The organism is Andreesenia angusta, assembly GCF_001855385.1.
Lineage (GTDB): Bacteria > Bacillota > Clostridia > Tissierellales > Gottschalkiaceae > Andreesenia > Andreesenia angusta.
Genome location: NZ_MKIE01000004.1, coordinates 70,599 through 95,148 on the forward strand (window position 1 = coordinate 70,599; position 24,550 = coordinate 95,148).

General features: G+C 45.2%; 31 protein-coding genes. 2 read left to right on the plus strand and 29 right to left on the minus strand.

Annotation, left to right across the window (positions count from 1 at the left end; translation table 11 throughout):
- Positions 1 to 29 precede the first annotated feature (29 nt).
- A complete protein-coding gene (gene nth / locus EUAN_RS06380; RefSeq protein WP_211266305.1) occupies positions 30 to 662 on the minus strand; it encodes an endonuclease III in 633 nt (210 codons plus the stop codon).
- An 8-nt stretch (positions 663 to 670) separates the two neighbouring features.
- Complete coding sequence (gene queG, locus EUAN_RS06385; protein ID WP_071062877.1) at positions 671 to 1,801, minus strand: tRNA epoxyqueuosine(34) reductase QueG; 1,131 nt, start codon at positions 1,799 to 1,801, stop codon at positions 671 to 673.
- Positions 1,802 to 1,952: 151 nt separating this feature from the next.
- Between queG and rodA the strand changes: the two genes are divergently transcribed.
- Positions 1,953 to 3,065, plus strand: a complete 1,113-nt coding sequence (gene rodA, locus EUAN_RS06390; RefSeq protein WP_071062878.1) for a rod shape-determining protein RodA — start codon at positions 1,953 to 1,955, stop codon at positions 3,063 to 3,065.
- Between the two features lie 52 nt (positions 3,066 to 3,117).
- On the opposite strand, the gene EUAN_RS06395 is transcribed toward rodA, so the two are convergent.
- Genes EUAN_RS06395 through EUAN_RS06405 form a run of 3 tightly spaced genes read right to left on the minus strand, consistent with a single transcriptional unit; the run spans position 3,118 to position 4,911 of the window.
- Positions 3,118 to 3,729, minus strand: a complete 612-nt coding sequence (locus tag EUAN_RS06395) for a GerMN domain-containing protein (RefSeq protein WP_071062880.1) — start codon at positions 3,727 to 3,729, stop codon at positions 3,118 to 3,120.
- A 16-nt stretch (positions 3,730 to 3,745) separates the two neighbouring features.
- The gene (locus tag EUAN_RS06400; protein WP_071062882.1) at positions 3,746 to 3,943 is read right to left on the minus strand and encodes a hypothetical protein; all 198 of its coding nucleotides are present in this window, start codon (positions 3,941 to 3,943) and stop codon (positions 3,746 to 3,748) included.
- A complete protein-coding gene (locus EUAN_RS06405; protein ID WP_071062884.1) occupies positions 3,940 to 4,911 on the minus strand; it encodes an RluA family pseudouridine synthase in 972 nt (323 codons plus the stop codon). Before EUAN_RS06405 ends, EUAN_RS06400 begins: the two co-directional genes overlap by 4 nt.
- Before the next feature lie 130 nt (positions 4,912 to 5,041).
- Here EUAN_RS06405 and EUAN_RS06410 point away from each other — a divergent pair, with 130 nt between their 5' ends.
- A complete protein-coding gene (locus EUAN_RS06410) occupies positions 5,042 to 5,503 on the plus strand; it encodes an MltG/YceG/YrrL family protein (protein WP_071062886.1) in 462 nt (153 codons plus the stop codon).
- A gap of 25 nt (positions 5,504 to 5,528) precedes the next feature.
- Here the strand turns inward: EUAN_RS06410 and EUAN_RS06415 are convergent, their stop codons facing one another.
- From EUAN_RS06415 to EUAN_RS06530, 24 genes are all read right to left on the minus strand, one after another.
- Positions 5,529 to 6,086 (minus strand): DUF6648 family protein, encoded by a 558-nt coding sequence (locus EUAN_RS06415; protein WP_071062888.1) that lies wholly within the window; start codon positions 6,084 to 6,086, stop codon positions 5,529 to 5,531.
- A 36-nt stretch (positions 6,087 to 6,122) separates the two neighbouring features.
- A complete protein-coding gene (gene pssA, locus EUAN_RS06420; RefSeq protein WP_071062890.1) occupies positions 6,123 to 6,638 on the minus strand; it encodes a CDP-diacylglycerol--serine O-phosphatidyltransferase in 516 nt (171 codons plus the stop codon).
- Positions 6,639 to 6,704: 66 nt separating this feature from the next.
- On the minus strand, positions 6,705 to 7,427 hold the full coding sequence (locus tag EUAN_RS06425) for a pseudouridine synthase (RefSeq protein ID WP_071062892.1): 723 nt from the start codon (positions 7,425 to 7,427) through the stop codon (positions 6,705 to 6,707).
- A gap of 12 nt (positions 7,428 to 7,439) precedes the next feature.
- Positions 7,440 to 8,393, minus strand: coding sequence for a tRNA modification radical SAM protein MnmL/YtqA (mnmL, locus tag EUAN_RS06430; protein ID WP_071063108.1), 954 nt, complete (start codon positions 8,391 to 8,393; stop codon positions 7,440 to 7,442).
- Between the two features lie 91 nt (positions 8,394 to 8,484).
- The gene (gene hisIE / locus EUAN_RS06435) at positions 8,485 to 9,102 is read right to left on the minus strand and encodes a bifunctional phosphoribosyl-AMP cyclohydrolase/phosphoribosyl-ATP diphosphatase HisIE (protein WP_071062894.1); all 618 of its coding nucleotides are present in this window, start codon (positions 9,100 to 9,102) and stop codon (positions 8,485 to 8,487) included.
- Positions 9,103 to 9,106: 4 nt separating this feature from the next.
- On the minus strand, positions 9,107 to 9,868 hold the full coding sequence (gene hisF, locus EUAN_RS06440; protein WP_071062896.1) for an imidazole glycerol phosphate synthase subunit HisF: 762 nt from the start codon (positions 9,866 to 9,868) through the stop codon (positions 9,107 to 9,109).
- Positions 9,869 to 9,870: 2 nt separating this feature from the next.
- On the minus strand, positions 9,871 to 10,578 hold the full coding sequence (gene hisA / locus EUAN_RS06445; protein ID WP_071062898.1) for a 1-(5-phosphoribosyl)-5-[(5-phosphoribosylamino)methylideneamino]imidazole-4-carboxamide isomerase: 708 nt from the start codon (positions 10,576 to 10,578) through the stop codon (positions 9,871 to 9,873).
- Positions 10,575 to 11,174, minus strand: coding sequence for an imidazole glycerol phosphate synthase subunit HisH (gene hisH / locus EUAN_RS06450; protein ID WP_071062901.1), 600 nt, complete (start codon positions 11,172 to 11,174; stop codon positions 10,575 to 10,577). Before hisH ends, hisA begins: the two co-directional genes overlap by 4 nt.
- Positions 11,174 to 11,758: an imidazoleglycerol-phosphate dehydratase HisB gene (hisB, locus tag EUAN_RS06455; protein ID WP_071062903.1), complete on the minus strand. Its 585-nt coding sequence runs from the start codon at positions 11,756 to 11,758 to the stop codon at positions 11,174 to 11,176. The genes hisH and hisB overlap by 1 nt, the downstream gene beginning before the upstream one ends.
- Entirely contained in the window at positions 11,759 to 12,811 is a 1,053-nt protein-coding gene (gene hisC, locus EUAN_RS06460) for a histidinol-phosphate transaminase (protein ID WP_071062904.1), read from the minus strand.
- Position 12,812: 1 nt separating this feature from the next.
- Positions 12,813 to 14,105, minus strand: coding sequence for a histidinol dehydrogenase (hisD, locus tag EUAN_RS06465; protein ID WP_071062907.1), 1,293 nt, complete (start codon positions 14,103 to 14,105; stop codon positions 12,813 to 12,815).
- Between the two features lie 2 nt (positions 14,106 to 14,107).
- Entirely contained in the window at positions 14,108 to 14,755 is a 648-nt protein-coding gene (gene hisG / locus EUAN_RS06470; RefSeq protein WP_245674454.1) for an ATP phosphoribosyltransferase, read from the minus strand.
- A 3-nt stretch (positions 14,756 to 14,758) separates the two neighbouring features.
- Positions 14,759 to 15,997: an ATP phosphoribosyltransferase regulatory subunit gene (gene hisZ / locus EUAN_RS06475; RefSeq protein ID WP_071062911.1), complete on the minus strand. Its 1,239-nt coding sequence runs from the start codon at positions 15,995 to 15,997 to the stop codon at positions 14,759 to 14,761.
- 368 nt (positions 15,998 to 16,365) lie between these two features.
- The gene (locus EUAN_RS06480; RefSeq protein WP_071062913.1) at positions 16,366 to 17,205 is read right to left on the minus strand and encodes a Cof-type HAD-IIB family hydrolase; all 840 of its coding nucleotides are present in this window, start codon (positions 17,203 to 17,205) and stop codon (positions 16,366 to 16,368) included.
- A 37-nt stretch (positions 17,206 to 17,242) separates the two neighbouring features.
- Positions 17,243 to 17,866 (minus strand): RecX family transcriptional regulator, encoded by a 624-nt coding sequence (locus EUAN_RS06485; protein WP_071062916.1) that lies wholly within the window; start codon positions 17,864 to 17,866, stop codon positions 17,243 to 17,245.
- 4 nt (positions 17,867 to 17,870) lie between these two features.
- Positions 17,871 to 19,172 carry a M18 family aminopeptidase gene (locus EUAN_RS06490; RefSeq protein ID WP_071062918.1) on the minus strand — a complete coding sequence of 434 codons (1,302 nt, stop codon included), beginning with the start codon at positions 19,170 to 19,172 and terminating at the stop codon, positions 17,871 to 17,873.
- Positions 19,173 to 19,184: 12 nt separating this feature from the next.
- Positions 19,185 to 19,562, minus strand: coding sequence for a DUF1292 domain-containing protein (locus tag EUAN_RS12785; protein WP_245674455.1), 378 nt, complete (start codon positions 19,560 to 19,562; stop codon positions 19,185 to 19,187).
- Positions 19,563 to 19,684: 122 nt separating this feature from the next.
- A complete protein-coding gene (gene sdaAA / locus EUAN_RS06500) occupies positions 19,685 to 20,554 on the minus strand; it encodes an L-serine ammonia-lyase, iron-sulfur-dependent, subunit alpha (protein ID WP_071062920.1) in 870 nt (289 codons plus the stop codon).
- Positions 20,555 to 20,570: 16 nt separating this feature from the next.
- Complete coding sequence (gene sdaAB / locus EUAN_RS06505; protein WP_245674456.1) at positions 20,571 to 21,248, minus strand: L-serine ammonia-lyase, iron-sulfur-dependent subunit beta; 678 nt, start codon at positions 21,246 to 21,248, stop codon at positions 20,571 to 20,573.
- Positions 21,249 to 21,397: 149 nt separating this feature from the next.
- The gene (gene msrA, locus EUAN_RS06510; protein WP_071062922.1) at positions 21,398 to 21,877 is read right to left on the minus strand and encodes a peptide-methionine (S)-S-oxide reductase MsrA; all 480 of its coding nucleotides are present in this window, start codon (positions 21,875 to 21,877) and stop codon (positions 21,398 to 21,400) included.
- A gap of 84 nt (positions 21,878 to 21,961) precedes the next feature.
- Complete coding sequence (locus EUAN_RS06515) at positions 21,962 to 22,753, minus strand: family 1 encapsulin nanocompartment shell protein (protein WP_071062923.1); 792 nt, start codon at positions 22,751 to 22,753, stop codon at positions 21,962 to 21,964.
- A 34-nt stretch (positions 22,754 to 22,787) separates the two neighbouring features.
- Positions 22,788 to 23,150, minus strand: a complete 363-nt coding sequence (locus EUAN_RS06520) for an encapsulin-associated ferritin-like protein (protein WP_071062926.1) — start codon at positions 23,148 to 23,150, stop codon at positions 22,788 to 22,790.
- A 55-nt stretch (positions 23,151 to 23,205) separates the two neighbouring features.
- Positions 23,206 to 23,643: a peptide-methionine (R)-S-oxide reductase MsrB gene (gene msrB, locus EUAN_RS06525; RefSeq protein ID WP_245674457.1), complete on the minus strand. Its 438-nt coding sequence runs from the start codon at positions 23,641 to 23,643 to the stop codon at positions 23,206 to 23,208.
- A 22-nt stretch (positions 23,644 to 23,665) separates the two neighbouring features.
- A complete protein-coding gene (locus tag EUAN_RS06530; RefSeq protein ID WP_169817356.1) occupies positions 23,666 to 24,475 on the minus strand; it encodes a TspO/MBR family protein in 810 nt (269 codons plus the stop codon).
- Positions 24,476 to 24,550: the final 75 nt, after the last annotated feature.

Genomic DNA, 24,550 nt, shown 5'->3' on the forward strand with positions numbered 1-24,550 from the left:
TCGTAAGTCTCACATCCCTCTTCTACATTCTATACAGTTCCATTATAATACAAGCAGTATTTTTTTACATCACATTCTTCGCAAAGCGGGTTTCTGGCTTTGCAGACCCTTCTCCCGTGAAGTACAAGGAGATTGTGCGAAAGGCTCCAGCTTGACTCGTCTATCTGCTCCATAAGGGAGAGCTCTGTCTTAAACACATCGCTTTCATTGACTATGCCTATTCTGTTTGAGACCCTGAACACATGTGTATCTACAGCTATGGCGTTTTTCTTAAAGGCATTGCTGAGTATCACATTTGCAGTCTTCCTTCCGACTCCTGGAAGCTTCATAAGCTCTTCCCTTGTCTGCGGAAGTTCGGAACCATACTCGTTGTAGAGTATCCTGGCGCTCTCTAGTATATGTCTACTCTTGTTCCTGTAGAAACCTGTGCTCCTTATCTTCTCGCCCAGCTCCGACTCACTCAAGCTTAAGTAGTCCTCCGGCTTGTTGTACTCTTTGAAGAGCTCTGCTGTAACTTTGTTCACCCTCACATCGGTGCACTGCGCCGAAAGTATAGTCGCCACCATAAGCTCAAATGGCGTGCTGTAGTTTAGCTCGCACTCCGCATCCGGGTAGTTCTGGTGTAGTATCTCCAGCACCTTTTTCACCTGTTTTTTGTCCATCATATGCATTACCTCTCTTCTAAATAGTTGTGTATATCCCTGTATTCACCTTCAAGCTCCTTGTCCAAAAGCTCTCTGTTTTCCTCTATATAATTTGCTGTGCCCTCAAAGTCCAGCTTCATAAGAGACCATAGGGCGTACTCTTTTATAATTTTGCTCTGATCCTTTAATAGTGGTCTTATAACCTCGACATAGCTTCTGTCCCCTGAATTTCCAAGCGCTATTATGGCATTTCGCTTGAGTATGTTTTTGCCTCTCCAGCCCGACGATGTCTTGCCGTATGTCTCTTTGAACTCCCTGTTTGTCATGGACAGAAGCTTTTGAATATCCACTCTAGTAGAGTGCTCAAGCCCTAGGCCTTCAGCTGACATGAAGTTTTCAGCTCTGCAATGCTTGGCTTTTTTGTTTTTAGGGCAGGCGTTTTGGCATACGTCGCAGCCGTAGATTTTAAATCCCATCTTCTCTCTCAGCTCAAAAGGTATCTTCAGCTTTGTCTGAGTTAGATAGGCTATGCAGCGCCTGGGATTCATGGTGTAGTCGCCCTGAATCGCATTTGTCGGGCAGGCCTTCACGCATATCTCGCAGCTTCCGCATCCGTCTTCCAGCTTTGTTCCACACTCAAGCTCAAGCGTAGTCAAGATATAGCCCAGAAAAATGCGAGATCCTAGCTCCGGGTTTATTATGCTGGTGTTTTTTCCAAAAAAGCCTATCCCAGCCGCGGCCGCTATTTCCCTGTCGAGCAACGGAGATGTGTCGACTCCTATATAGTATTTTGAAGGGTGTTCCGCCACTATGCTCTCCATGAGCTTTTCGGCCTTTTCCCTGACCACTCTGTGGTAGTCTTCTCCAACTGCTGACACAGACATCACACCACGCAGTATTCCGCCACTGTCCCTGCCAGAAGCTCTCTTTAGATTGTATGAAACAGCTACGGCTATTATGGAGCTGTAGTCTTCAAGCAGTTTTTCCGGCCTTGTCCTGTCCTCTATATCGCTGTGCTCAAACTCGAGCTCCCAGCCTATTCGCCTTCTCTCTGCAAGAATGTCCAGTATCCGCATTCTGTCGTAGCCTCGGGCGATCCCCAAATCGTCTATCCCAATGCGCTCCGCCTCCGCTCTTATCTTGTCTTCTATCCTCAAATTGCACACACTCCTTTGGTCCTATATACCATTATACTCCAAAACACCGCCCTCACCAAACCCTTAGTTGTCATAAAAGCTATACCTTTCACGTTGAACTGTATGTTATAATATTTCTATCTTAAAAGACGAAAGAAACGAGGTTTAATAAATGGAAAATAGAAAAAAAAGGTTTTTTAAGCAATTTGACTCGACTCTTTTTTTCACTGTCATCTTGCTCTCTATATTCGGAATAATAGCCATAGGTTCCGCAACTGCGTCTAACAGTTCGGGAAGTCTTCCCTATATAAGGACTCAGCTTGTATCTACAATTCTGGGGCTTTTAGCTGTTTTTCTGATAATGAAAATAGACTATGAGATACTGGGCAAATTCTACATCCCAATATACGTCGTCTCCATAGTGCTGCTGTCTCTTACTTTTTTCTTCGGTACAGGCGGAGAGGAGTGGGGTGGCGAAAGCTGGGTCAGAATAGGTCCTGTAGGATTCCAGCCAGCCGAGATAGTTAAGATAGGTGTCATAGTATCTATCGCGAAGCTGATAGAGGTCAATCAGTACAGATTGAGCGAACCTCTAGTTTTTTTGAAGATAGTGGCATTTGCTGGGTTGCCTATCTTTTTGATACTGCTTCAGCCCGACTTCGGAACAGCCATGGTCTACGTTTTCTTCACAGGCGTTATGCTGTTTATAGCGGGACTCGACCTCAAGTACTTTCTGGTGTCGATAGGGGCGCTTGTGCTGAGTTCGCCTCTGCTCTGGCTTTCTCTAGGCGATTATCAGAAGAACAGGATACTCAACTTGCTAGACCCTTCAAGGGACTCTCAAGGTTCTGGATATCAGGTTCTTCAGTCCAAGATAGCCATAGGCTCTGGAAAGATTTTCGGCATGGGCTTCTTAAACGGAAACCAAACACAGTACGGCTTTCTGCCTGAGAAACACACAGACTTTATATTCGCAGTTATAGGGGAGGAGTTCGGCCTCCTTATAGGTCTAGTGGTCATAGGGCTTATGTTTCTGCTGCTATACAGGCTTGTGATAATCTCTAAGAGTTCTAGGGATATGTTCGGATCTCTTATAGTTGTAGGAGTTGCAGCCATGATGTTCGTGCATATAGTGGAGAACATAGGCATGACCATGGGGATAATGCCTGTTACAGGTATACCTCTTCCTTTCCTTAGCTACGGTGGTACTTTTCAGCTTACAAATATGATCGCCATAGGACTAGTGCTCAACATAAGCTTGAAGCGAGACAACTTAAGTTTTTAGTTTTTAAATTAAATAAGCAATTAAAAAGAGGAGATCGATTGATCTCCTCTTTTTAATTATCTACATTGTTTCCCACGTCTTCCGCAGTCAACGGATATCCTATTTCAATATGCCCCATAAGCGAGTCCCTTTTCTCTCCATCTACAAGAAACTGAACCCTCTCTATTCCGTCTAGAGCAGTGAGCGACATGACTACAGAGTCTATCAGGAAGCTCTCCTCCATTCCAGATCCCATCAGGTTTTCACTTGAGATGTCTACGATGGCCATATCGCCTTCTACAGTCACGCTGTGAACCACTATATCTTCCCTTATGGCTTTTCTGTACTCTTGATTTCCAGTTTCCTGCTCTTTAAGCTTGTCTATGACTATCTCTTCTGGATTTTTGTCTGCATTTTCTTCCACTGGAACCTCTACAAGAGCCGTGGCATCCTGATTTGGAACATATACCTTTATAGGCTTCTCCGCTTCTGCTTGTCCGTCTTCAGTTTCTTTAGTTTCTTCAGGCTCTGCGCTCTCCGCTTTCTCTTCAGAGCTTTCTTCGGAGCTATCTGCAACTACGCTCTCTTCAGCTTTTCCAGTGCCTTTCTCCTCGCTTCCCGAACAGCCTGAAAGTACCGCTCCCAAAGTCAGAAGCCCTATCACCAATGCCGCCAGTCTTTTCATAAAATCGATCCCCTTTCTAGTCTTCGCTTTCGTCTTCCTCTTCGTCATTGTTTTCTTCGCCGTCGTCTGAGTTTTCCTCGTCTTCCTCGCCACCGTTTTCCTCTACAGGGCTTTCCTCGCCCCCTATTATCTCGTTCACGGTGCCTCCTGCACATCCTGAAAGCAGTACTCCGGTCGTCAAAGCTATTGCTGCCAAAGCTTTAAATCTCTTCATATCAGAAGTTCCTCCTCTATTCTCTTCATATTTCCCTTAAGCTCAGATACGAACTCCTTTCCATTTAGATACTCTAAACTTCCAGAGAGTCCATCTAGCCTAAGCCTGTATGCGTGCAGATACTGGCTGTCCAGCCCGTACCTCTGCCTGAGCTTCTTGTTTTCCTCGCTGTTGCCGTACTTTCTGTCCCCTATTATCGGGTTCCCCTTTGAGGCAAGGTGCGCCCTTATCTGATGCGTCCTTCCAGTTATAAGCTCCACCTCTAGAAGGCTGTACCTGCCGTTCGACTTCACCGGCCTTATGACCGTGACTATCTCTTTCTTGCTATCCCCAGGCCCTCTGCTGACTGAAACCATGTTTCGAGACTCGTCTTTTTCTAGGTAGTCCCTCAGCTCCATTTCCCGGTCCACTCTTCCAACAACTATGCACCTATAGAACTTGTCTATCTTCCTATTTTTTATAGCTTCGTTCACGCACTTCAGCGTCTCGTAGTTTTTAGCCCCTATCAAGATGCCGCTTGTGTTTCTGTCGAGCCTGTTGCATATGGACGGTGTAAAAGCCTTCTCTAGCCTAGGCACGTATTCTCCCTTGTGGTAGAGATAGCTCACCAGCTGGCTGACTATGTTCTCTTCCTTGTAGTCTCCTTCGGCGCTGTGTGAAAGCACGCCTTTGGGCTTGTCTATCATTATGATGTTCTCGTCTTCGTAGATTATGTCAAGCTTCACATTCTCTAGGACCTCTTTTTCATCTCGCTTGAACTTATCTATAGTCTCGTCTGCAAGGTACATAGTCACTATGTCGCCCTCTGATATCATGTCCTCCGGGTTTGCCCTCTTGCCGTTTAGTTTTATCCTCTTCTTGCGGAGCATCTTGTATATATAGCCCTTTGTAGCATTGGCCATGTATTTTTTTAAAAACCTGTCTATCCTCTGTTCGCTTTCGTTTTTTCCAACCTTTATCTCTTTCAAAATCTTCAACCTTCCTTTTATGTCTCTAGACTCAATTATAGCATATCATAACTCCAGTATCTAAAAAAGTTGAAACTTGCGTCTATCTTGTGGTATCATTTATCTGTACAACGAACTGGAGGCGAAATAAATGAGTAAATTCAGTGAAAAGGTAAAGGACTTTCTGTACGATGCAACCGACTACGTTCTAATAGTAGCCATAGTGCTGGTTGTCTTCGTGGTCATAACTTGGAGGCTTGACGTCCTTTTTGCCAAAAACACAGATAAAACTGACAGCAACAAAGCAGCCGTAGAAGAAGACGTAGACAAGAACTCAGACAATAAAGAGGATGCAGATAAAGACAGCGCTGCAGACAGCCCTGAAAAAGAGCCAGCTGCACCTGAAAAAATCACTTTTGAAATACCGGAAGGCTCGCTTCCACCTACAGTCGCAAATATACTGTTTGAAAAAGGGCTTATCGAAGACAAGGTGACTTTCCTTCAAAAGTCAAGAGAGATGGAGCTCGACACAGCTTTTAGATCGGGAACTTATGAAGTTGACGCTGATATAAAAGACGAGGATTTGATCAAAACTATAGCTAGACAAAATTAAAAATCCGGCAGATGCCGGATTTTTTCTATTCGTCCCAGTATTTTTCGTTTATATACTCGTCTATCACAGACTTTCTCGTCTCGTTCTTGAATATCTTGGCCTTTTCAAGCTCCATCAGCAGCCATTTGCTCTTGGAGTGAAACACGGCGAATTCGTAGTCGTTCAAGACTATTTCATACAGCTTGTCTTTCAAGAAAGGAGAGTTCACTTCGATGTAGTATGCCTCAGTATTTTGAAAATTGAGGTGTTCCAACAGTTTCAGCACGGTATTGTCTTTCTTGTGATAATACTGATTTGTCTTTTCCACATAGTATCTCTTCTTGCTGTAGCTCTTTCCGCCACCCTTTATCTCCGACGCCATCATCTTGTAGTACTTGGCTATGGAGTTATAGTACTGATAGTTATAAATTCCCTTTTCATAGCTGTTTATCTCGAAGAATGGCTTTACTTCAGATTTCTTGACATAGTTGAAATTTTTCTTTAAAAACTCTTTCTTGCTTATCACTCCGTCTCTGTAGTCCACTATAAGAGAATCTCTGTTCTCAAAAAACTCGTCAAAAATATCTTTTTCTACAGTTTCCATAATTTAAAAACACCCTATCTAAATCTAATTTTAATATTACCTTTTCTTTAACCTTATCTTTGTACTTACCATCGAATAAGCCAAAAACAGCACCATCGCAATTATAACTGTCGAGTTAATCTCATACTTCAGCAAGTAAAGCGATATTATAGAAACTATCCCTCCGGCAAGCGTTATAGGTATTCCCACGTACACCCCTTCGAATGAAGTCACGTTGTACCTCGCAAGCCTATAAGCGCCTGAAACAGCATATACAACTGTAAGCGCAGTTCCTATCATGCCTAAATCATACAGACGTATATTCCATATGAGCATTGCAGGAGCAATGCCGAAAGATATAAGATCACACAGTGAATCCAATTCCTTGCCTATACTACTAGTCGCATTGAACCTTCTAGCCAGCATGCCGTCAAACCTGTCAAACAGACCAGCTGCCAGAATCAGCAGTGCCGATATATAGAATTCCCCATGGAACATATTTATGATGGCTAGGACTCCAAGCCCTAAATTCGACATGGTAAACAGGTTTGGAATTTTGCTCTTGATAGTCATTTTCCAACTCCTCATCTCACTTCTCTTTTCTACCAAACTCATTATACCCTAAACATCCCTTTTTTTCTAGTCTCTTATCTCCAGCAGCTCCACTTCCTCGTCGGTAAGCTCCCTGTACTCTCCTAGCTCCAGGCTTTCGTCAAGCGCAAGTCCGCCCATATATATCCTTTTTAGGTAGACCACCCGCTTCCCTACAGACTCGAACATCCTCTTGACCTGATGGTACTTGCCCTCGTATATCTCGAGCTCTATCTTGGAAATCTCACCCGACTCCAGAATCTTTAGCTTGGCCGGCATTGTGATGTAGCCATCTTCAAGCTCCACCCCTTCTGCAAAGTCCTCTATGTCCTCCTCGGTCACCACACCCTCGACCTCGGCGTAGTAGCCTTTTTTCACATGCTTTTTAGGTGATAGTATCCTGTGCGCCAGCTGTCCGTCGTTTGAAAGCACCAGAAGCCCCTCTGTGTCCTTGTCCAGCCTTCCAAGCGGAAACGGCTCGAACACTCTGTCCTCCGGCTCCAGCAGGTCTAGCACAGTCTCGTGCATACAGTCCTCTGTGGAGGATATATAGCCGTCTGGCTTGTTCATCATAAGGTATATATACTTTCTGTACCTTACTACTTCCTCCCCCACCTCTATTACCGAACTCTCCGGATCGAACTTATGCGAAGAGTCCTTCACTATCTCTCCGTCTATCTTTATTATCCCAGTCTTTGCAAGCGACTTTATCTCTTTTCTGCTGCCGTAGCCTAAGTTTGCAAGTACCTTGTCTAGCCTCTCTTTTTTCAAATCCTTCTCTCCTTATCTAAAGCGACTAAGCGCCTTTCCATTCAAATAGTCAAATCTCTTGCCCTGGTATGAATTCCTGCTCTCCATAGTCTCCAGTATCTCGTCTTTCACCTTCCACCAGCTTGTGTTCCAGTTTACAAACAGAGTGTTCTCCTCCGGGGCCCTGCCTATAAGCCTCTGCATAGCTATTTCCGGGTCAAGATGCTCCAGAAAAGCCATGACACGCTCTATATACTCTGTCTTTGAGATCATCTCAAATTCTCCTCTCTCGTACATATGTCCAAGCGCAGTTCCCTTGACTATGTAGAGGGCGTGGAGCTTTATCTCTTTTACGCCAAGCGCAGAGACTATCTTGGCCCCTTCTACAATGTCCACCATCTCATCCCATGGGAAGTTGAGTATCATATGGACGCAGGAGTTGAAACCGTACCTGTTTATCCTCACCATGGCGTCTATAAACTCAGCAAGGCCGTGACCCCTGTTTATCTTTGCAAGCGTGCGGTAGTTTATCGACTGAAGGCCCAGCTCTATAGTTATGTCCACGCCGTACATTTCCTCCACAGTTTTAAGGTAGTCCAGGTATTCGTCGCTCACACAGTCCGGCCTAGTGGATATGGATATCCCCACTATGTCTTCTCCGATGGCTTGCTCCACGCAGCGCTTAAAGTCCTCCAGACTCATATATGTGTTGGTGAAGTTCTGGAAAAAGGCTATGTACTTTTTCGCCTTGTACTTTTTCGCTATATGCGCCTTATTTTTAGAAAGCTGCTCTCTTATCTCCATGTAGTTTGGCCTGTTTTCAAAACTGCCTCCCTCTTCTCCGCAGAATATGCAGCCTCCCGTACCTACGCATCCATCTCTGTTCGGGCAGGTCAGCTCCAAGCTTACAGGCAGCTTGTAGACCTTCTCTCCGTACTTATCTCTTAGATATTCAGAGTAGACTCTGTAGTATTTGCTCTCTTCCATAAAACGCCCCTCGCTTATCTTTTCTCTGTATATACTACCACAGTTTAAGCACAAATTCACTTTTAAAGACAAAAAAAGAGGCCTAGGCCTCCTATTTGTATCTGCTGCTCAGCTCTTTTTTTATGTCCGATATAGAGATTCCCATCTGAACGAGAAGCACCACCATATGGTATACAAGGTCGCTCGACTCGTAGATTACCTCTTCCGCACTGTCGTTCTTGGCCCCTATTATGACCTCTGCGCTCTCTTCTCCGACTTTCTTGAGTATCTTGTCTACACCTTTGTCGAAAAGATAGTTTGTGTAAGACTCCTCTACAGGGTTCTCTTTTCTGTCTTTCACAAGGGCGTAGAGCCTATCAAGCACATCGTAGCTTGCACCGCTCTCGCTCTCCACTATCTTGTTGAAGAAGCATGAGTACTCGCCTGTATGACAGGCAACTCCCTTTTGAATTACCTTTACAAGGATGGTGTCCCCGTCACAGTCGTAGCTCATCTCTACAACGGCCTGAGTGTTGCCTGAAGTGGCCCCCTTGTTCCAGAACTCGTTTCTACTTCTAGAGAAGAACCATGTCTCCTTCGTCTCCACAGTCTTCAAAAGCGACTCCTCGTTCATGTATGCCATCATAAGCACTGCGCCAGTCTCAGCATCTTGAACTACTGCCGGCACAAGCCCTTTTTCGTCGAATTTTATATTTTTAATGAAGTCCATCTAATCAGTCCTTTCTCATTGGGATTCCCTCGGCTATAAGGTAGTCCTTAAGCTCTGGAATCATTATCTCTTTAAAGTGGAATACAGATGCCGCAAGTGCAGCGTCCGCTCCGCCGTCTGAAAGCACTTCAGCGAAATGCTCTCTAGTGCCTGCTCCGCCAGAAGCTATTATAGGCACGTTCACTTTTTCAGCCACTGCCTTCATAAGGGCTACGTCGTATCCGCCCTTTACTCCGTCCGTGTTTATGCTGTTAAGCACAAGCTCCCCTGCTCCAAGCTCCACACCTTTTACAGCCCACTCCACAGCGTCAAGCCCAGTGTCAAGCCTTCCTCCGTTTATAAACACGTTCCACTTGTTTTCGGCCACTTCCTTTGCGTCTATCGAGAGCACTACGCACTGCGCCCCGAATTTAAGGGCGGCCTCTCTTATAAGCTCCGGGTTCTTTACAGCCGAAGAGTTTACAGATATCTTGTCCGCTCCTGCTCTGAGTATCGCTGTGAAGTCCTCCACGCTGTTGACTCCGCCTCCAACTGTGAAGGGGATGAAAACCTCTTTCGCCGTTCTCTCCACTATGTCCAGCATTATCCCGCGCTTTTCATGTGACGCAGTTATATCGTAGAATACAAGCTCGTCTGCACCCTGCTCGTTGTAGTACTTGGCAAGTTCCACAGGGTCGTCTACTTCTCTTATGTCCTTGAATTTAGTTCCCTTAACCACTTTTCCGTCTCTGACGTCAAGGCAAGGCACTATTCTCTTTGTAAGCATCTCTAAACCTCCAGTGCGTCTTCTAGCTTTATATTCTCTATATAGAGGGCCTTTCCTATTATGGCTCCGTACATGTCCATCTCTGAAAGCTTCGCCACGTCTTCTAGAGTGCTGACGCCTCCAGACGCGATTATGTCTATGCTGTTCTTCTCCATAAGCTCTCTGTATATCTCGAAATTAGGTCCTTCCATCATGCCGTCCTTGGCTATGTCTGTGTAGACTATGGTCTGGACACCTATCTCCTCTAGCTCTTTTACGAAGTCCACAGAGTTCAAGCTGCTTAGGTTCACCCAGCCGTCTATGGCCACTATGCCGTCTTTTGCATCTATCGACACAACTATCTGCTTACCGTACTCGTCTACAAGGCTCTTTAAGAGCTCTTTTTCATTTACGGCTGCTGTCCCAAGTATCACCCTGTTTACGCCTGCGTCTAGCAGTGTCTGTACAGCCTCTCTTGTCCTGATTCCGCCGCCTACCTGTATAGGTATGTTCACAGTTCTAGCTATCTCCGAGATTATCTCGAAGTTCTTGCTCTTTCCGTCCTTGGCTCCGTCAAGGTCAACTATGTGTATAAACTCTGCGCCTTTGGCCTCCCAAGTCTTGGCCACCTCTACAGGGTTGTCGAAGTATACGTCCATATCTTCGAACTTCCCCTGCTTCAGCCTTACGCAGTTCCCGTCTTTTATATCTATCGCTGGAAATATTATCATTTAATCAACTCCCCGAATGCTTTTAGTAGTTTAAGTCCGACTTCCCCGCTTTTCTCTGGATGGAACTGCATACCGTACACGCTTCCTTTTCCGACTATCGCAGGCACTTTCACTCCGTACTCTGTGTAGGCTATTGCGTCTTCAAGCGTGTCCACGTAGTACGAGTGCACAAAGTAGATGTAGTCGTCCTCTTTTATATATTTAAGTATAGGGTCTTCTCTCTTGAAGCTTATGTTGTTCCAGCCCATATGAGGCACCTTCAGGCTGTCGTCGAACTTCACCACGTTGCCCTTTAGTATCCCCAGTCCTTCCCACTCTCCATCCTCGTAGCTCTTCTCGTATAGAAGCTGCATCCCGAGGCAGATTCCAAGCAGCGGCTTCTTAGCTTCCACGCATTTCAGTATGTCGTCTACAAGCCCTGTCGCCCTAAGGCTCTTTATGGCGTCGTTAAACGCACCTACTCCAGGGAGTATTATTCCGTCTGCAGCGTATAGGTCTTCGCTCTTGTGGGTTATCATGCTCTCATGCCCCAGCTTTTCAAGCGCATTCTGTATGCTGTTCAAGTTTCCAACTCCGTAGTCTATTATAGCTATCATTAGATCACTCCCTTTGTAGACATGACGCCTTTGATTCTCTCGTCTTTCTTTGTAGCCGTGTCAAGCGCCCTTCCGAACCCCTTGAATATAGACTCCACCACATGGTGGGCATTTCCGCCTGTCATGACCTTTATATGCAGATTTATCCCGGCAGAGTTTACAAAACCTCTGAAGAACTCCTCCACAAGCTCTGTGTCGAATTCGCCTATATAGTCTCTGCTGTATTCAGCGTCTATGGACAAATATGGCCTTCCGCCAAGGTCCACAGCCACAAGCGTCAGCACTTCGTCCATCGGGGTGAAGGTGTGGGCGTATCTCACTATGCCTTCTTTTCCACCCAGCGCCTCCTTGAACACAGAGCCCATAGTTATCCCTATGTCCTCTACAGTGTGGTGGCCGTCTATGTACAAATCGCCTGCACACTTGACTTTGAGGTCGAACAGCCCGTGCTTCGAGAATAGGATCAGCATATGGTCGAAAAAGCCTATGCCTGTCTCTATCTCGCTAGCTCCGGCGCCGTCTAAGTTGATCGATACTTCTATATCTGTTTCAAAAGTCTTTCTGCTAGACTCCGCAGTTCTCATCTAAATCACTTCCTTTAGCACTTTTAAGAAGGCCTCGTTTTCTTCCCTAGTTCCTACCGAGACCCTAAGGTGGTTTTCCAGCACTCCGCCGCTGAAATACCTTATCATGATTCCATCTTCAAGCAGCCTGTCGAACACAGCCTTGGCGTCTTTAACTTTAAACATTATAAAGTTGGCTCCAGTCTTGTAGACCTTTATGTTTGAAAGTTTTAGCATTTCAGCGTTAAGCCAGTCTCTTTCAGCCTTTATTATCTTTATATTCTCCATTATCACATCGCTGTTTTTCATAAGCTCCGAGGCTATTATCTGGGATACAGAGTTGAGATTGTATGGAGGCTTTACAGCCGCTATCTTCTCCACTATCTCGTCTGAAGATAGTAGATATCCCGTTCTTATTCCAGCAGCCCCAAAGGCCTTTGAGAAAGTCCTTAAGACTATAAGTCTGTCATACTTCGAGAGCATGTCCACCACGGACTCCCCGCCAAACTCTATATAGGCCTCGTCCACTACCACTATACTGTCTGTGCTGTCAAGCACCTTCAGTATGTCATCCTTTGGGATTAGATTTCCAGTAGGGTTGTTCGGATTGCAGAGTATTATGACCTTGGCCCCGAAGTCATTTGAAACAGCTATAAGCTTGTCTATCTCTATGTCAAACTCCTCGTCTGTAGGTATCTCCATATACCTGCCCCCAAGCACCTTGGTGTTTATGCCGTACATGGAAAAAGTAGGCTCATGAGAGACCACTACTTCGTCCTGCCCTACGAAAGTGTTTAAAAGCACGTGTATCATCTCGTCAGAGCCGTTTCCCACCACTATGTTCTTGTAGTCCACTTTTATAAACTCAGAGATGCTCTTTCTAAGCTTCATACTGTTTGTATCGGGATATCTGTTTATATCTGTAGCTAAAAGCCTAGAGACTATGCTCTGCATAATCTCCGGCTCTATGTTGAAAGGACTCTCGTTTGCGTCCATCTTGTATTTGTAGTCGTAGTCATGAGGCACGTAGGGCTTTAAGCTCTTTACCTCTTCCTTTAGGTACTTCTCTATCATCTTACTTGAACCTCACTTTTATAGAATTAGCGTGTGCCGTTAATCCCTCTGCCTCCGCTATCTTTATTATCTGGTCTTTCTTCTCCTCTAGCCTCTCTCTGTCGTAGAATATAAGGCTTGATTTCTTCACAAAGTCGTCAACTCCAAGCGGAGAGTAGAACTTAGCTGTAGAGCTTGTAGGAAGAGTGTGGTTCGGTCCTGCAAAGTAGTCTCCTAGAGGCTCTGGCGAGTACGCTCCAAGGAATATAGCTCCTGCGTTCTTTATAGAGCTTATCATCTCAAACGGGCTCTTTACTATAAGCTCAAGGTGCTCAGGCGCTATTTCATTTGTGTAGCTTATCGCCTCGTCCATGTCTTTTGCGATTATTATAGCTCCAAAGTCGGCAAGCGACTTCTCTATTATGTCTTTTCTCGAAAGCGAAGCTGTCTGAACTGCAAGCTCCTCCTTCACTTTGTACGCAAGCTCTTCTGAAGTAGTCACAAGTATAGATGAAGCAAGCGTGTCGTGCTCTGCCTGTGAAAGCATGTCAGCCGCCACATACTCAGGGTTTGCAGTCTCGTCTGCAAGCACAAGTATCTCGCTAGGCCCTGCTATCATGTCTATGTCCACGTATCCGTATACTATTCTCTTCGCTATCGCAACGTATATATTTCCAGGTCCAACTATCTTGTAAACCTTAGGCACAGACTCAGTTCCGAATGCAAGCGCCGCTATTCCCTGTGCTCCTCCGGCCTTAAATATCCTGTCAACTCCAGCTATCTTGGCAGCCGCAAGTATGTTCTTGTTTACAGATCCATCTTTAGAAGGAGGTGTCACCATTATTATCTCGCTTACTCCTGCAACTTTTGCCGGCACTGCGTTCATAAGCACTGTAGATGGGTAAGGCGCAGTTCCTCCAGGTACGTATATTCCCACTTTCTCTACTGGGTTGTATATCTGTCCAAGCATTATGCCCTTCTTGTCGTTCTGTATCCAAGAGTTGCTAAGCTGTTTTTGGTGGTATTCTCTTACGTTCTCCGCAGCCTCTTCCAGCGCCGCTATAAGCTCTGGGTCGCAGCTGTTGTAAGCGTCCTCTATCTCCTGCTCTGTAACCTCTATGCTGTCTAGCTTTACGCCGTCGAACTTCTCTGTGAACTCTATTATGGCCTTGTCTTTTTCGTCTCTGACCTTAGTTATGATGTCCTCTACAGATCTGTTTACCTCTCCAAACTCCAGCTGACTTCTGTTTAGCAGGGCTTCTATCTCCTTTTGAACCTCTTCTGTTCCGTTTGTAGTGTTTATTATCTTTATCATGTTTACATCTCCTCTCCTACTATAGCGTTTATGTCTCTTATTATATTCTTTATCCTGCTGTTCTTAAATTTAAAGCTCACCTTGTTGGCTATGAGTCTGGCGCTCACAGGATACATGTCCTCTAGCACCACAAGCCCGTTTTCCTTGAGCGTCCTTCCAGTCTCAACTATGTCGACTATGACGTCTGAAAGCCCTATAAGCGGCGCAAGCTCCACCGATCCGTTCAGCTTTATGGTGTCTATATGCCTGCCCGTGCTTAAAAAGTACTTCTTGGCCACATGCGGATACTTGGTCCCCACTCTTATCTGCTTTGTAGGGTCTATGCTGTATCCTTCCATGGCTGCAACTGCAAATTTGCACTTTCCAAATCCAAGGTCTGCTATCTCGTAGAAATCCCTGTCTTCTTCCATTATGGTGTCTTTCCCCACTATGCCCAGATCTACAGCGCCTCTCTCCACGTATATAGGCACGTCCACGGCTTTTACAAGCACGTATCTGACCTTGTTCTCTTCGCTTGTGAGGATAAGCTTTCTCGACTCCTCCTCAAGCTCTTTGCACTCAAGTCCTATCTGCTTGAGGATTTCGTAGCCCTTCTCCCCTAGTCTTCCTTTGGCTATGGCTATATTCAAGTAATCCAAGTTAATCCCCACTTTCTATATTTTCTCTTTAAACTCAGAGACGCTCAGCCTCTCTGCCTTTCCCGTCTCCATGTCTTCAAGCTCAATGCTCTCGCTCTCTCCAAGGCTTATCAGCTTTGAAACTCCCAGCTCTTCCCCCAGCTTTTCAAAAGAGTCCTTTCTCTCAAGCTCCACCACATATCCCGAGCTTCTCAGAGACTCGGCAAGCTCTATGGCGCTTTTTCTGACGTCTTTCTTGTAGTTTATCTTGTAGTCTATATATTTGTCGCTCGCATCGCATCCGGCTTCTTGCACTGTGATGGCGTTTATCAGGTCGTCTACATTAAGTCCAAACCCGGTGGCTGGAATGTACTGCCCATAGTACTTTGTAAGCGTGTCGTATCTTCCTCCGCTCAGCACTGTCTCGCCGTATCCCTTTACATAGCCTTTGAACACCATCCCCGTATAGTAGTCGAGGTCGTTTATAAGTCCTAGGTCAAGCGATATATGGTCTTCGTAGCCGTAGTCTGAAAGCACGTCGTATATTTCCTTTAAGTCCTCCACCGCATTTCTCATATTGTCGTTTAGACAGTACTCCTCCGCTTCCTCAAGCGTCTGCGTAAAGTCTCCGTACAGGTCAGGTATCTTCGCAAGTATCTCCCTGTGCTCCTCGCTTATATCCAGCGACTCTACAAACTTCTTTATCTCGGCGAAGTTCTTGCTCTCCACCAGCTCCTTGAGCTTGCTTTCCAGCACGTCTGAAAGCTGCACTTCCTCAAGTAGACCCTTGTAGTAGCCTGCATTTCCTATCTCTATGTGGAATTCTGCCCCGTTTTCTATAAGTGTCTTTATCGCTATAGATATGACCTCTGCGTCGGCTTCAGGGTTTATATTCCCGAAGTACTCCACCCCTGTCTGTGTAACTTCCCTCTTCTTCTCGTTGCTCATCTTGAACACCTGTGTGTTGTAGAAGAGCTTGTAGTTCTTCTTGGAGCTCTTGTAGTTGTTGGCAACTATCCTGGCTATAGGTATAGTAGCATCCGGCCTAAGTGCCAGCAGCTCTCCTGACTTGTCTATAAGCTTGAATATCTCGTTCTTTATTATGCTGCTCTTTATAGATGAAAACACCTCGTAGTACTCTATAGTAGGCGTTGCAACTTCCCTGTAACCAAAAGACTTGAATATACCCGATATTCCCTTCAGCATATTCTGCTTTTCTTCGTATTCTCTAAACAATTCATCTCTCACTCCCTGTGGAGTCTGAAATCCTATCATTGGCGTTACCCCCGCTCTCACTTTATTGCTTTACCTATCTAAAGTGGTAATGTCTTAAATATAATTTACTATCTTTTTATCCATATGTCAACTAGAAATACAGACTTTTTAATAGACAAATTCTACAGACTAGCATGTAGTTTTAGTAAAGTCATAAAAACGATAAGCATCGTGAAGATTTGACAAAATACAGAGCAAGCGAAAGTGTGCTTTAATCTGGTGTTTGAGCGATAGCGAGTTCCAGATTTTACACTTGAGTGGCTCTATTGTATTTTCCAAATTGGAGCGTGTCTTAGAGTTTATGATTTTAGCTAAAATCTAAATCAGAAACAGTGTTAAGTGATATTGGAATATTCAGACTTCTATTTTTATATATTGAAAATCTCTCTCAGAGTCTTTCCAAGCCCCGAGTCATTGTTGTCGTATTTTGTTATTATGTCTGCTGCGGCTTTCACCTCTTCAGAGGCGTTTTTCATGCCTATCCCAAGGCCCGACTTCTCTATCATCTCGAGGTCGTTGTTGTCGTCGCCTACAGCTATTATATGCTCTGTGCTTATGCCCCTCTGGTTTGCATAGTCTCTAAGCGCTATCCACTTAGATCCTCTGGAGTTTATTATCTCCAGTATAGGGCTTACGCCCACCAGCTTCTGCATAAGGTAGAGATTGAACTTGCCGTCGAACTTCTGCTCTACTTCAGCCTTGAACCTTGAAAGCTCTTCAAGTTCTCCAGGGTAGACTACGGCCAGCGTGTTGGGCTTTTCGTACTCCAGCAAATTCTTCACCTTCTTGTACCTGTTCCCTGCTTCATGCAGGTAGTTGCAGTACCTCTGGTCCAGCGAAGCGTATTCCCCCACCATGTCATAGCCTTCCAAATACTTATTTACATGGGTCACAGCGTGAAGTCTATTTCGCTTGCCCTCCTCTATAAGGCTGTAGAAATCGTACTCGTCAAAGTATTTGTGCACCAGCAGCTCGTCGTTGGACATATTCCTCACTATAGTTCCATTGTTGGCCAGTATAGTTATATTCTCAAGCCCGGTCTTTTTCACAAACTGCTTGGCCGAGTAGTACCTTCTTCCTGTGGCTATGACTATGTCCACGCCCCTGTGTGAAAGCGCATTCAGCACCTCTATGTTCTCGTTGGTGACCTCTTTTGAATCTGTAAGCAGCGTTCCGTCTAAATCTATTGCAACTATCTTGTATTTCACTCAATCACCCTTTCATTATTTTTATGTAGGCGAGAGGCTAAAGCACCTCTCTAAGCACAGCGTTTATTATGTCCGAAGAATAACCTTTCCGATACAGATACGATGATGTCTTTCTGTACCTGTTCTCCTCGCTGTCGTTTCTGTAGCTTCCATTCAGCTTCTTCACTGCAAGCTCTTTGGCGGCTTCCTTCTCCGACTCAGAGTCGAACACTTCCTCTATTGCTGTTTCTATGTCTCTATTATCTATACCCTTTTTTACAAGCTCCATTCTGATTCTGTGCTTTCCAAAACCGTTAAGCCCAAACTTGTCTCTTGCAAAGCAGACCGCAAACTCCAAATCATCTAGATACCTGTTCTCTTCAAGGTATTCCATCACAGCTTCCGTGAATTCAGCGTAGCCTTTTTCGCGTAGCTTGTCTTCTACTTCCTTTTTAGACCTCATCCTGTAGCCTAGATACCTAAGAGCCACACTTATGGCCTTGGCCTTTTCCTCGGCCAAGAGAACTTCCTCCACAAAGCTCTCCTCAAGCTCTGTCCCCTTTAAAAGCGAGTACTTCACGAGCACGTCTTCCCCTACGCCGAAGCTGTACTCGCCGTCTAGGTATATGGAGTACCTGCGATCATTGTGCTTTTGCACTTCCACTTTCGTTATTACAGCCATATCACTATCTCGCCTTGTAGAACTCTACAAACGACCTGTAGATGTCGTAGTGGTCTTTCACTCCGGCAGTCTCCCTTATGGAGTGCATGGCCAGAAGCGGGTTCCCTATGTCTACAGACTTTATGGCAAGCTGGGTGGAGCTTATAGGCCCTATAGTGCTTCCGCCTCTTTCGTCAGAGTGGTTTACATACCTCTGCACATTCACTCCTATGGAGTCGCAGATGGACTTGTAAACAGAGTATGTCTCCGCATCGCTTGTATAGGACTTTCTTGCGCTCGTCTTCACTGCAGGCCCTCCGTTTATGACAGGCCTGTTCGTAGGGTCCTGCTTTTCTGTGTTGTTTGGATGTACCGCATGCACCATGTCGCACGAGAGCATAAAGGAGTTCTCAAGGGCTCTCAAATACTCCTCCCTCTGTTTCCCAAGGCCAAGCGCTATCCTCTCTAGTATGTTCTGAAGCGCAGGTGACCCAGCCCCTTCAGCCGTGGTGCTTCCAATCTCCTCGTGGTTGAAAGATACAAATACAGAGGTGGCAAAGCTCGTCTCGGAGTCCAAAATGGCCTCTGCGCTGCTGTGAGCCATGGCCAAATTGTCCAGCTTTCCGCAGGAAATAAATTCCCTGTTTATCCCGAATATGCAGCCTCTTCCGTGCTCGTAAAAACACAGCTCGAAGTCCAGTATCTCGCCGCTGTCCACTCCTAGTTCTGAGGCCAGCTGATTTATCAAGTAGCTCTCTTTTTCAAAATTCTTCTCCACTGTCTTCAGAAACGGCAACATGTCTTTCTGTCCACTCAGCTTCAATCCTTCGTTCACTTTTCTATTTTGATGTATCGCCAGATTAGGAATCAAGGCCACAGGCTTTTTAAAGTCTATAAGCTCTGTCTTAGGTGACATAGGACTGTCTCCCTTGAGCACTACTCTTCCGGCAAGCCCAAGCGGCCTGTCGAGCCAGGTGTTCATTATAGGTCCTCCGTAGAGCTCGCAGTTGAGCTTTAGATAGCCGTCGCTTGAAATCTCTGGATCAGGCTTTACAACTATCCCCGGGGAATCTGTATGCGAAGCCACAACTCTGAACCCGCATTCCTCCAGCTCCCCACTTCCCACTATAAATCCAACCGACATGCTCTCCCCTACAGATAGATAGCATCTGTCGCCAGACTTAAACTCCCAATTAGAAGAGAGCTCGAGTTTTTGAAATCCTCGAGCTCTGAATCTGTCTTCTAGAGTTTTTACGACATGGTACTGAGAAGGGCTGTTTTCAACAAAATCCAGCAGTTCATCTGCAAAATCGTACACTCTGTCCATATCTATACCTCTCTATTCTTCTTCTTCGTAGTCTTCTTCGTCCATAAAGAGAGTCTCGAAAACCTCTGAAACCATCTCAAACTCCGAGTCGTCCTCTATGTTCAGAAGCTCTATCTCTTCGCCGTCTTCCTCGTATCCGTACAGAAGCACGTTTTCTTCGCCTTCTGGCAGAAGAGCTATATACTCCTTGTCCTCCACTCCGAATACGCCTAGCACAAAGCATGAAAGGCTAGTTCCATCATCTAGCTCTATATTCATCTTCTCGTACTCGTCTTCTTCGCATCCACATCCGTTATCTCCACAGCCACACTCGTGGTCTTCATCGTGGTGCCCGTTGCATCCGCATCCGTTCTTTTCCTCTTCTAGTTCCATTTTTTCTTTGTCTGTCATATCCAACAACTCCTCTTTCTTAATTTTACTTCTAATTACATTTTAACTCATTTCAGACCTAAATCAAACAAAATAAAAGGCATAGCCCTAATTTAGCCATGCCTTTTAGTATTCATATTTTTCTATCCAAATACTCTCTTCATTATCTCTTTGCCTGTCTTGGTTGCAGCCACCCCTCCAAGAGCAGTTTCTCTAAGCTCAAATGGAAGCGACTTTCCTACCTCGTACATCGCCTCAACCACTTCGTCAAACGGAATTATAGACTTGACTCCGGCAAGCGCAAGGTCTGTAGAGATCATTGCGTTTACAGCCCCTGATGCGTTTCTCTTCGCACAAGGCGCTTCCACAAGCCCAGCTATAGGGTCGCACACAAGCCCCATTATATTCTTAAGGCAGATAGATGCAGCCTCAAGCGACATCTCTGGAGTTCCGCCAGACATCTCGACCATTCCAGCGGCAGCCATAGCAGCTGCAGCACCACACTCGGCCTGGCATCCACCTTCTGCTCCTGAAACAGTGGCATTTGTCTGAATTATAACACCTATTCCGGCAGCCACAAGCAGTCCATCTATTACAGTCTCCTTGTCTGCGTTCAGGGCTTCAGCCGCAGTAGTTATAGTGGCTGGCACTATCCCGCAAGAACCCGCTGTAGGCGCAGCACAGATTCTTCCCATAGAGGCGTTGACCTCCGAGCAAGAAAGCGCTCTGGCCGCCGCCAGCATAACTGTGCTTCCGCAAAGCGAGTTGGCGTTTTGAGAGTACTGGTTCACTCTCTGGGCGTCTCCACCTATAAGCCCTCCTACAGACTTGACTTCTTTATTCATAGCCTCATTTGCCGAAGCCTTCATCACTTCAAAGCTCTGATAAAGTCTCTCTCTTATCTCCTCTGCGCTGGCCCCTGTAAGTTCAATCTCCCTCTCAAGCACTATCTCTGACAGCTTTTTGTTCTGGCTATTTGCCAGTTCCAGCAATTCGTATCCAAATCTAAACATGTATTTACCTCCCGTCCTATAGTGGATTTATAGCTCTAGTCAAGATAACACCTTCTACTTCTGATATATCTCTTAGAACATTCGAACCTATATTCGACTCCACCTCTATTATCATAACCGCTTCATCTCTATGCGTAGATCTCTCGACTTTCATGATGTCTACTGTTATATCGTCTTCTCCTAGAACTTTCGTCACTTTAGTCACGATACCCTCTAGCTTCTTGTGCTTTACGACTAGAGTAGGACGGTTTCCTGTAAGGCTTACGTCTGTGCCCTCTATATTGGTGATCACTATACTTCCTCCACCTATAGAAGACCCTGTTATGTCCACTTCTCTGCCACCCTTTGTCTCGAACACAAGTTTAACCGTGTTGGGATGCTGATAGCTTCCAAGGTCGGCTTCTATAAACTCTATGCCTATGCCTTTTTCTTCTGCCATTTCCAGCGCATGCCTTAGGTTTTCATCCCCAGGATCCATGCCCAGCACACCTGCTACAAGCGCCCTGTCAGTTCCGTGGCCTTTGTACGTCTTTGCAAAAGACCCATGTAGATAGAATTTTACAGAGTCAAAATCCACTCCGACTATTCCCTTGGCTACTTTTCCAAGTCTAGCCGCTCCAGCTGTATGCGAGCTGGAAGGACCTATCATTATAGGACCTAATATATCAAAAATTCCATATTGTTTGATAGCCATAAAATCGCCCCTTAACATTTTCTCTTTTCATTTTAAGATTTTATCATAACAAGCTTTTTTTTTCAATAACCGTTAAATATAATTACTTTAAAGCATATAAGACCTTTATACCTATTTTAGTTTAAGATAGTCGTTCTCGCTTTTATTTTCTATAGATTACTCAAATCTATATGGCAATATCCATTTGGATTCTTCTTCAGATACTTCTGATGATACTCCTCTGCCAAGTGGTATTTTGCCAGTGGCTCAACTTCTGTAACTATAGGCTTTTCATGCTTTAGAGCTTCAGCCCTAAGAGACTCCATTATGAGTCTGTAGTCTGCATCGTCCACATAGTAAATCCCCGTTCTGTACTGGCTTCCCCTGTCGTTTCCCTGCTTGTTCAGAGAAGTTGGGTCCACTATGTTCCAGTACTTTGAAAGCAGCCCAGCTAAAGATATCTTCTCTTCGTCGTAGACTATTCGGGCCGTCTCAGCATAGCCGGAAGCTCCTGTGCACACGTCTTCGTATGTCGGGCTTTCCCAGTCGCCGTTGGCATAGCCCACGCTAGTCTCTATAACCCCGTCTATCCTGCTGAAATACTCCTCCACTCCCCAGAAGCAACCCCCTGCCAAATATATCTCCTTCATCGCAAACACCCCTTTGTTATTTGTTATGTATTTGTCAATAACTATAGAAAAAAGGCCAGCCCAAAAGACTGGCCCTTAACTTATTTACTTGAACTTAACTATTATAGACGGATCTAGTATCCTGAAAGTGAAAGACTCTGTTATAAAAAGCCTTACAGTCTTGCTGTCATGAGACTCGTATCCTATAGAGAGATCCTGACCTATAGTCATCTCAAGATCCGAGTGATTTGCCGGGATCAAGACTGCGCCTTCTATGCTAGGGCTTACAACTATCTCTCCGCCTATTATATCTTCCAGCTGCTTTGCAAGAGGATATCCTCCTGTCTGCTTGTTTATAACCCTGTAGGCCTCGGTGCCAACCACCAGTGTGAAAGGCTTTGAGGCATATGACGACTGAAGCTTTAGAACCCCTCTGCTTATGTTGTCCAGTATATCTTCCCTGTTCGCTCCAAGCGATAGCTCCTCTATGCCCTCAGCCTTAAGCAGTCCTACTATTCCGGCCTTCTCGTTTCCTTCAAATATCACCTTGTCCTCGTACTTGGCTATCCTCTTTGCAGCCTCTTCAAGCGACTCTAGGTTTATGTCCTTGGCCCCTCTGACTATGTTGTCCATTTCCCATCTGTTTAGTTCAAAGCTAGACCTGACCTCCATAAGGGGCTTCACTCTGTAAGTTCCAGCTGAGACACCTTCCTTGCTTTCCTCTATCACGTCAAGTCTTCCCTCTACCACTACGTTTGAGTCCCATCCCTTAGGACCTTCTACATGCACCACTTTTCTAGCTGAAAGGTAGCTCTCAAGCACCTCTTTAGCCCTTCCGTCTATTTCATCCCAAACTTCGCTTGTAAGCGGAGCTAGATCTCTTTTAAGTATGTCCATAACTCATACCTCCCTGTATTTTGAATTTTACGGTTTACTTTCTCATGCTTCCTATTCCTAAGTCTGAAAGCGACACCCTGTTCGCTGACTTAGACTCTCCACCAGTTGCAGCTTCTTCTGCGCCAGCTATAGATCCCTCTGTGTATAGGTATGTCTTAAGCTCTTCGTCCCAAGTCGGCATATTCCTTCTAAGCCACTCTATTATCATGCAGGCATGCTCTATCTCCTCGTCCCTGTTGTGGGCAAGTATTGCCTGTGCATCAGGATCACTGCTTGCCGCTACTCTCTGATGGTATAAATCTATGGCCTCTAGCTCTTCCCTAAGGCTTGTTATCATTCTAGTTATAAGCCTAGTCTTTTCGTCTAGAAGCTCTATTGGCTCTTTAAAATTACTCATATCTCAATTCCTCCTTTTTTTCTCTTTAATGTTTTTTTACCCTACAGGCTTTGCTTTATTCAAATAATTTCAGGTACTTTCCATACCCTTCCTGTTCCATCTCTTCTTTAGGTATGAATCTAAGCGAAGCCGAATTTATACAGTACCTAAGCCCGCCCTTGTCCGAAGGGCCATCCTCGAACACATGTCCAAGGTGCGAATCGCCAGCTTTCGACCTGACCTCTGTCCTTGTCATTCCAAGTGAGCTGTCTTTTTTCTCTACAATCCCAGATTCTTCTACTGGCTTTGTAAAAGAAGGCCAACCACTTCCTGAGTCAAACTTGTCTTTCGAACTAAACAGTACTTCTCCAGACACTACATCTACGTATATGCCCTCTCTCTTGTTGTCCCAGTACTCGTTATCGAAAGGCCTCTCTGTACCACTTTCCTGAGTAACCCTGTACTGAAGCTCTGTAAGCTTTGATTTGAGTTCACTCTTGTCTCTGTTTCCCACATCAATCACTCCTTGCATTTCTCTAGTATTTAAACATGGTGTTTTTTCTCTTGTCCAAAATCAGAACCTTCAGCATCATAAGCACTATGGCTATCATGGACACTATAGCCCCCCAGTATACTAGCTTGTGCTGAAGATCAAATACCTCTAGGTGCTTGTAGGCTATCCCGAAAAGTCCCCACAAGAACACTGCATTGTAGGCTATGTCTCGTCTGAGCTTAAGCGAAATAAAGCTTATCACAAGGATCGCTCCGAATATCACTACGCTCCAGATCTCTTCCGATATCCCAAAGCCGTCCCATCCTCTGTCCACCAGTAGAGCCGTTACGTTCAGTATAGTGGCTAGAGTTATCCAGCCTAGGTATATGCTGAAAGGATAGTTCACAAACAGCTTGTCGCTGCTGTTTGGGCTTGTCTCGCTGTTCACCCTTATATACACAGCTATAAGGCTTATCAGTATCACTAGCATCGCCAAAAGCGAGTATCCAGGCATCTCGTAATGCCATAGCACTATCCAGGCCATGTTCCCTATGCACGAAACGATGAAGAATATGCCAACTTTCTCGGAAGCGCTCTGTCCTGACAGACTTCCATTTCTGGAGTCTAGAATCTGATATATCACAAACGCTGCAAGGCCTATGTATATAAGTCCCCAGATGGAGAATGTGAACCCCGAAGGCACTATGAGATTCGGATAGCTGTCTGAGAGATCTCCTGTAGTGTTATTGTTAAGCGGTAAATAATTCGCTAGAAAATTAAGCGCCAGTACTCCTATAAATGCTATTAGATTGGCTATTTTCAATACTCTTTTACTCTTTTTTTCTTTAAACAAATGTTCCACCCTCTTCTATAAAGTCTTTCTATCCCTATTCATACCAATAAAGAATGCCTTTTAAACTATCAGTTT

Excerpts from the sequence above, each read along its gene's own strand:
- hisH (WP_071062901.1), bottom strand. The coding sequence starts at position 11,174 with ATGATAGCTATAATAGACTACGGAGTTGGAAACTTGAACAGCATACAG.
- hisD (WP_071062907.1), bottom strand. The coding sequence starts at position 14,105 with ATGATAAAGATAATAAACACTACAAACGGAACAGAAGAGGTTCAAAAG.
- EUAN_RS06395 (WP_071062880.1), bottom strand. The coding sequence starts at position 3,729 with ATGAAAAGACTGGCGGCATTGGTGATAGGGCTTCTGACTTTGGGAGCG.
- hisZ (WP_071062911.1), bottom strand. The coding sequence starts at position 15,997 with ATGATAGGATTTCAGACTCCACAGGGAGTGAGAGATGAATTGTTTAGA.
- EUAN_RS06515 (WP_071062923.1), bottom strand. The coding sequence starts at position 22,753 with ATGGACATACTTAAAAGAGATCTAGCTCCGCTTACAAGCGAAGTTTGG.
- sdaAB (WP_245674456.1), bottom strand. The coding sequence starts at position 21,248 with ATGGCTATCAAACAATATGGAATTTTTGATATATTAGGTCCTATAATG.
- mnmL (WP_071063108.1), bottom strand. The coding sequence starts at position 8,393 with ATGGAAGAGAGCAAATACTACAGAGTCTACTCTGAATATCTAAGAGAT.
- EUAN_RS06410 (WP_071062886.1), top strand. The coding sequence starts at position 5,042 with ATGAGTAAATTCAGTGAAAAGGTAAAGGACTTTCTGTACGATGCAACC.
- sdaAA (WP_071062920.1), bottom strand. The coding sequence starts at position 20,554 with ATGTTTAGATTTGGATACGAATTGCTGGAACTGGCAAATAGCCAGAAC.
- hisIE (WP_071062894.1), bottom strand. The coding sequence starts at position 9,102 with ATGGACTTCATTAAAAATATAAAATTCGACGAAAAAGGGCTTGTGCCG.
- EUAN_RS06520 (WP_071062926.1), bottom strand. The coding sequence starts at position 23,150 with ATGAGTAATTTTAAAGAGCCAATAGAGCTTCTAGACGAAAAGACTAGG.
- EUAN_RS06415 (WP_071062888.1), bottom strand. The coding sequence starts at position 6,086 with ATGGAAACTGTAGAAAAAGATATTTTTGACGAGTTTTTTGAGAACAGA.
- rodA (WP_071062878.1), top strand. The coding sequence starts at position 1,953 with ATGGAAAATAGAAAAAAAAGGTTTTTTAAGCAATTTGACTCGACTCTT.
- EUAN_RS06485 (WP_071062916.1), bottom strand. The coding sequence starts at position 17,866 with ATGGCTGTAATAACGAAAGTGGAAGTGCAAAAGCACAATGATCGCAGG.
- EUAN_RS06490 (WP_071062918.1), bottom strand. The coding sequence starts at position 19,172 with ATGGACAGAGTGTACGATTTTGCAGATGAACTGCTGGATTTTGTTGAA.
- hisB (WP_071062903.1), bottom strand. The coding sequence starts at position 11,758 with ATGAGAACTGCGGAGTCTAGCAGAAAGACTTTTGAAACAGATATAGAA.
- hisF (WP_071062896.1), bottom strand. The coding sequence starts at position 9,868 with ATGCTTACAAAGAGAATAGTGCCTTGCCTTGACGTCAGAGACGGAAAA.
- nth (WP_211266305.1), bottom strand. The coding sequence starts at position 662 with ATGGACAAAAAACAGGTGAAAAAGGTGCTGGAGATACTACACCAGAAC.
- msrA (WP_071062922.1), bottom strand. The coding sequence starts at position 21,877 with ATGAAGGAGATATATTTGGCAGGGGGTTGCTTCTGGGGAGTGGAGGAG.
- EUAN_RS12785 (WP_245674455.1), bottom strand. The coding sequence starts at position 19,562 with ATGACAGACAAAGAAAAAATGGAACTAGAAGAGGAAAAGAACGGATGC.
- pssA (WP_071062890.1), bottom strand. The coding sequence starts at position 6,638 with ATGACTATCAAGAGCAAAATTCCAAACCTGTTTACCATGTCGAATTTA.
- EUAN_RS06400 (WP_071062882.1), bottom strand. The coding sequence starts at position 3,943 with ATGAAGAGATTTAAAGCTTTGGCAGCAATAGCTTTGACGACCGGAGTA.
- hisC (WP_071062904.1), bottom strand. The coding sequence starts at position 12,811 with ATGATAGAGAAGTACCTAAAGGAAGAGGTAAAGAGCTTAAAGCCCTAC.
- hisA (WP_071062898.1), bottom strand. The coding sequence starts at position 10,578 with ATGATAATATTTCCAGCGATAGATATAAAAGACGGGAACTGCGTAAGG.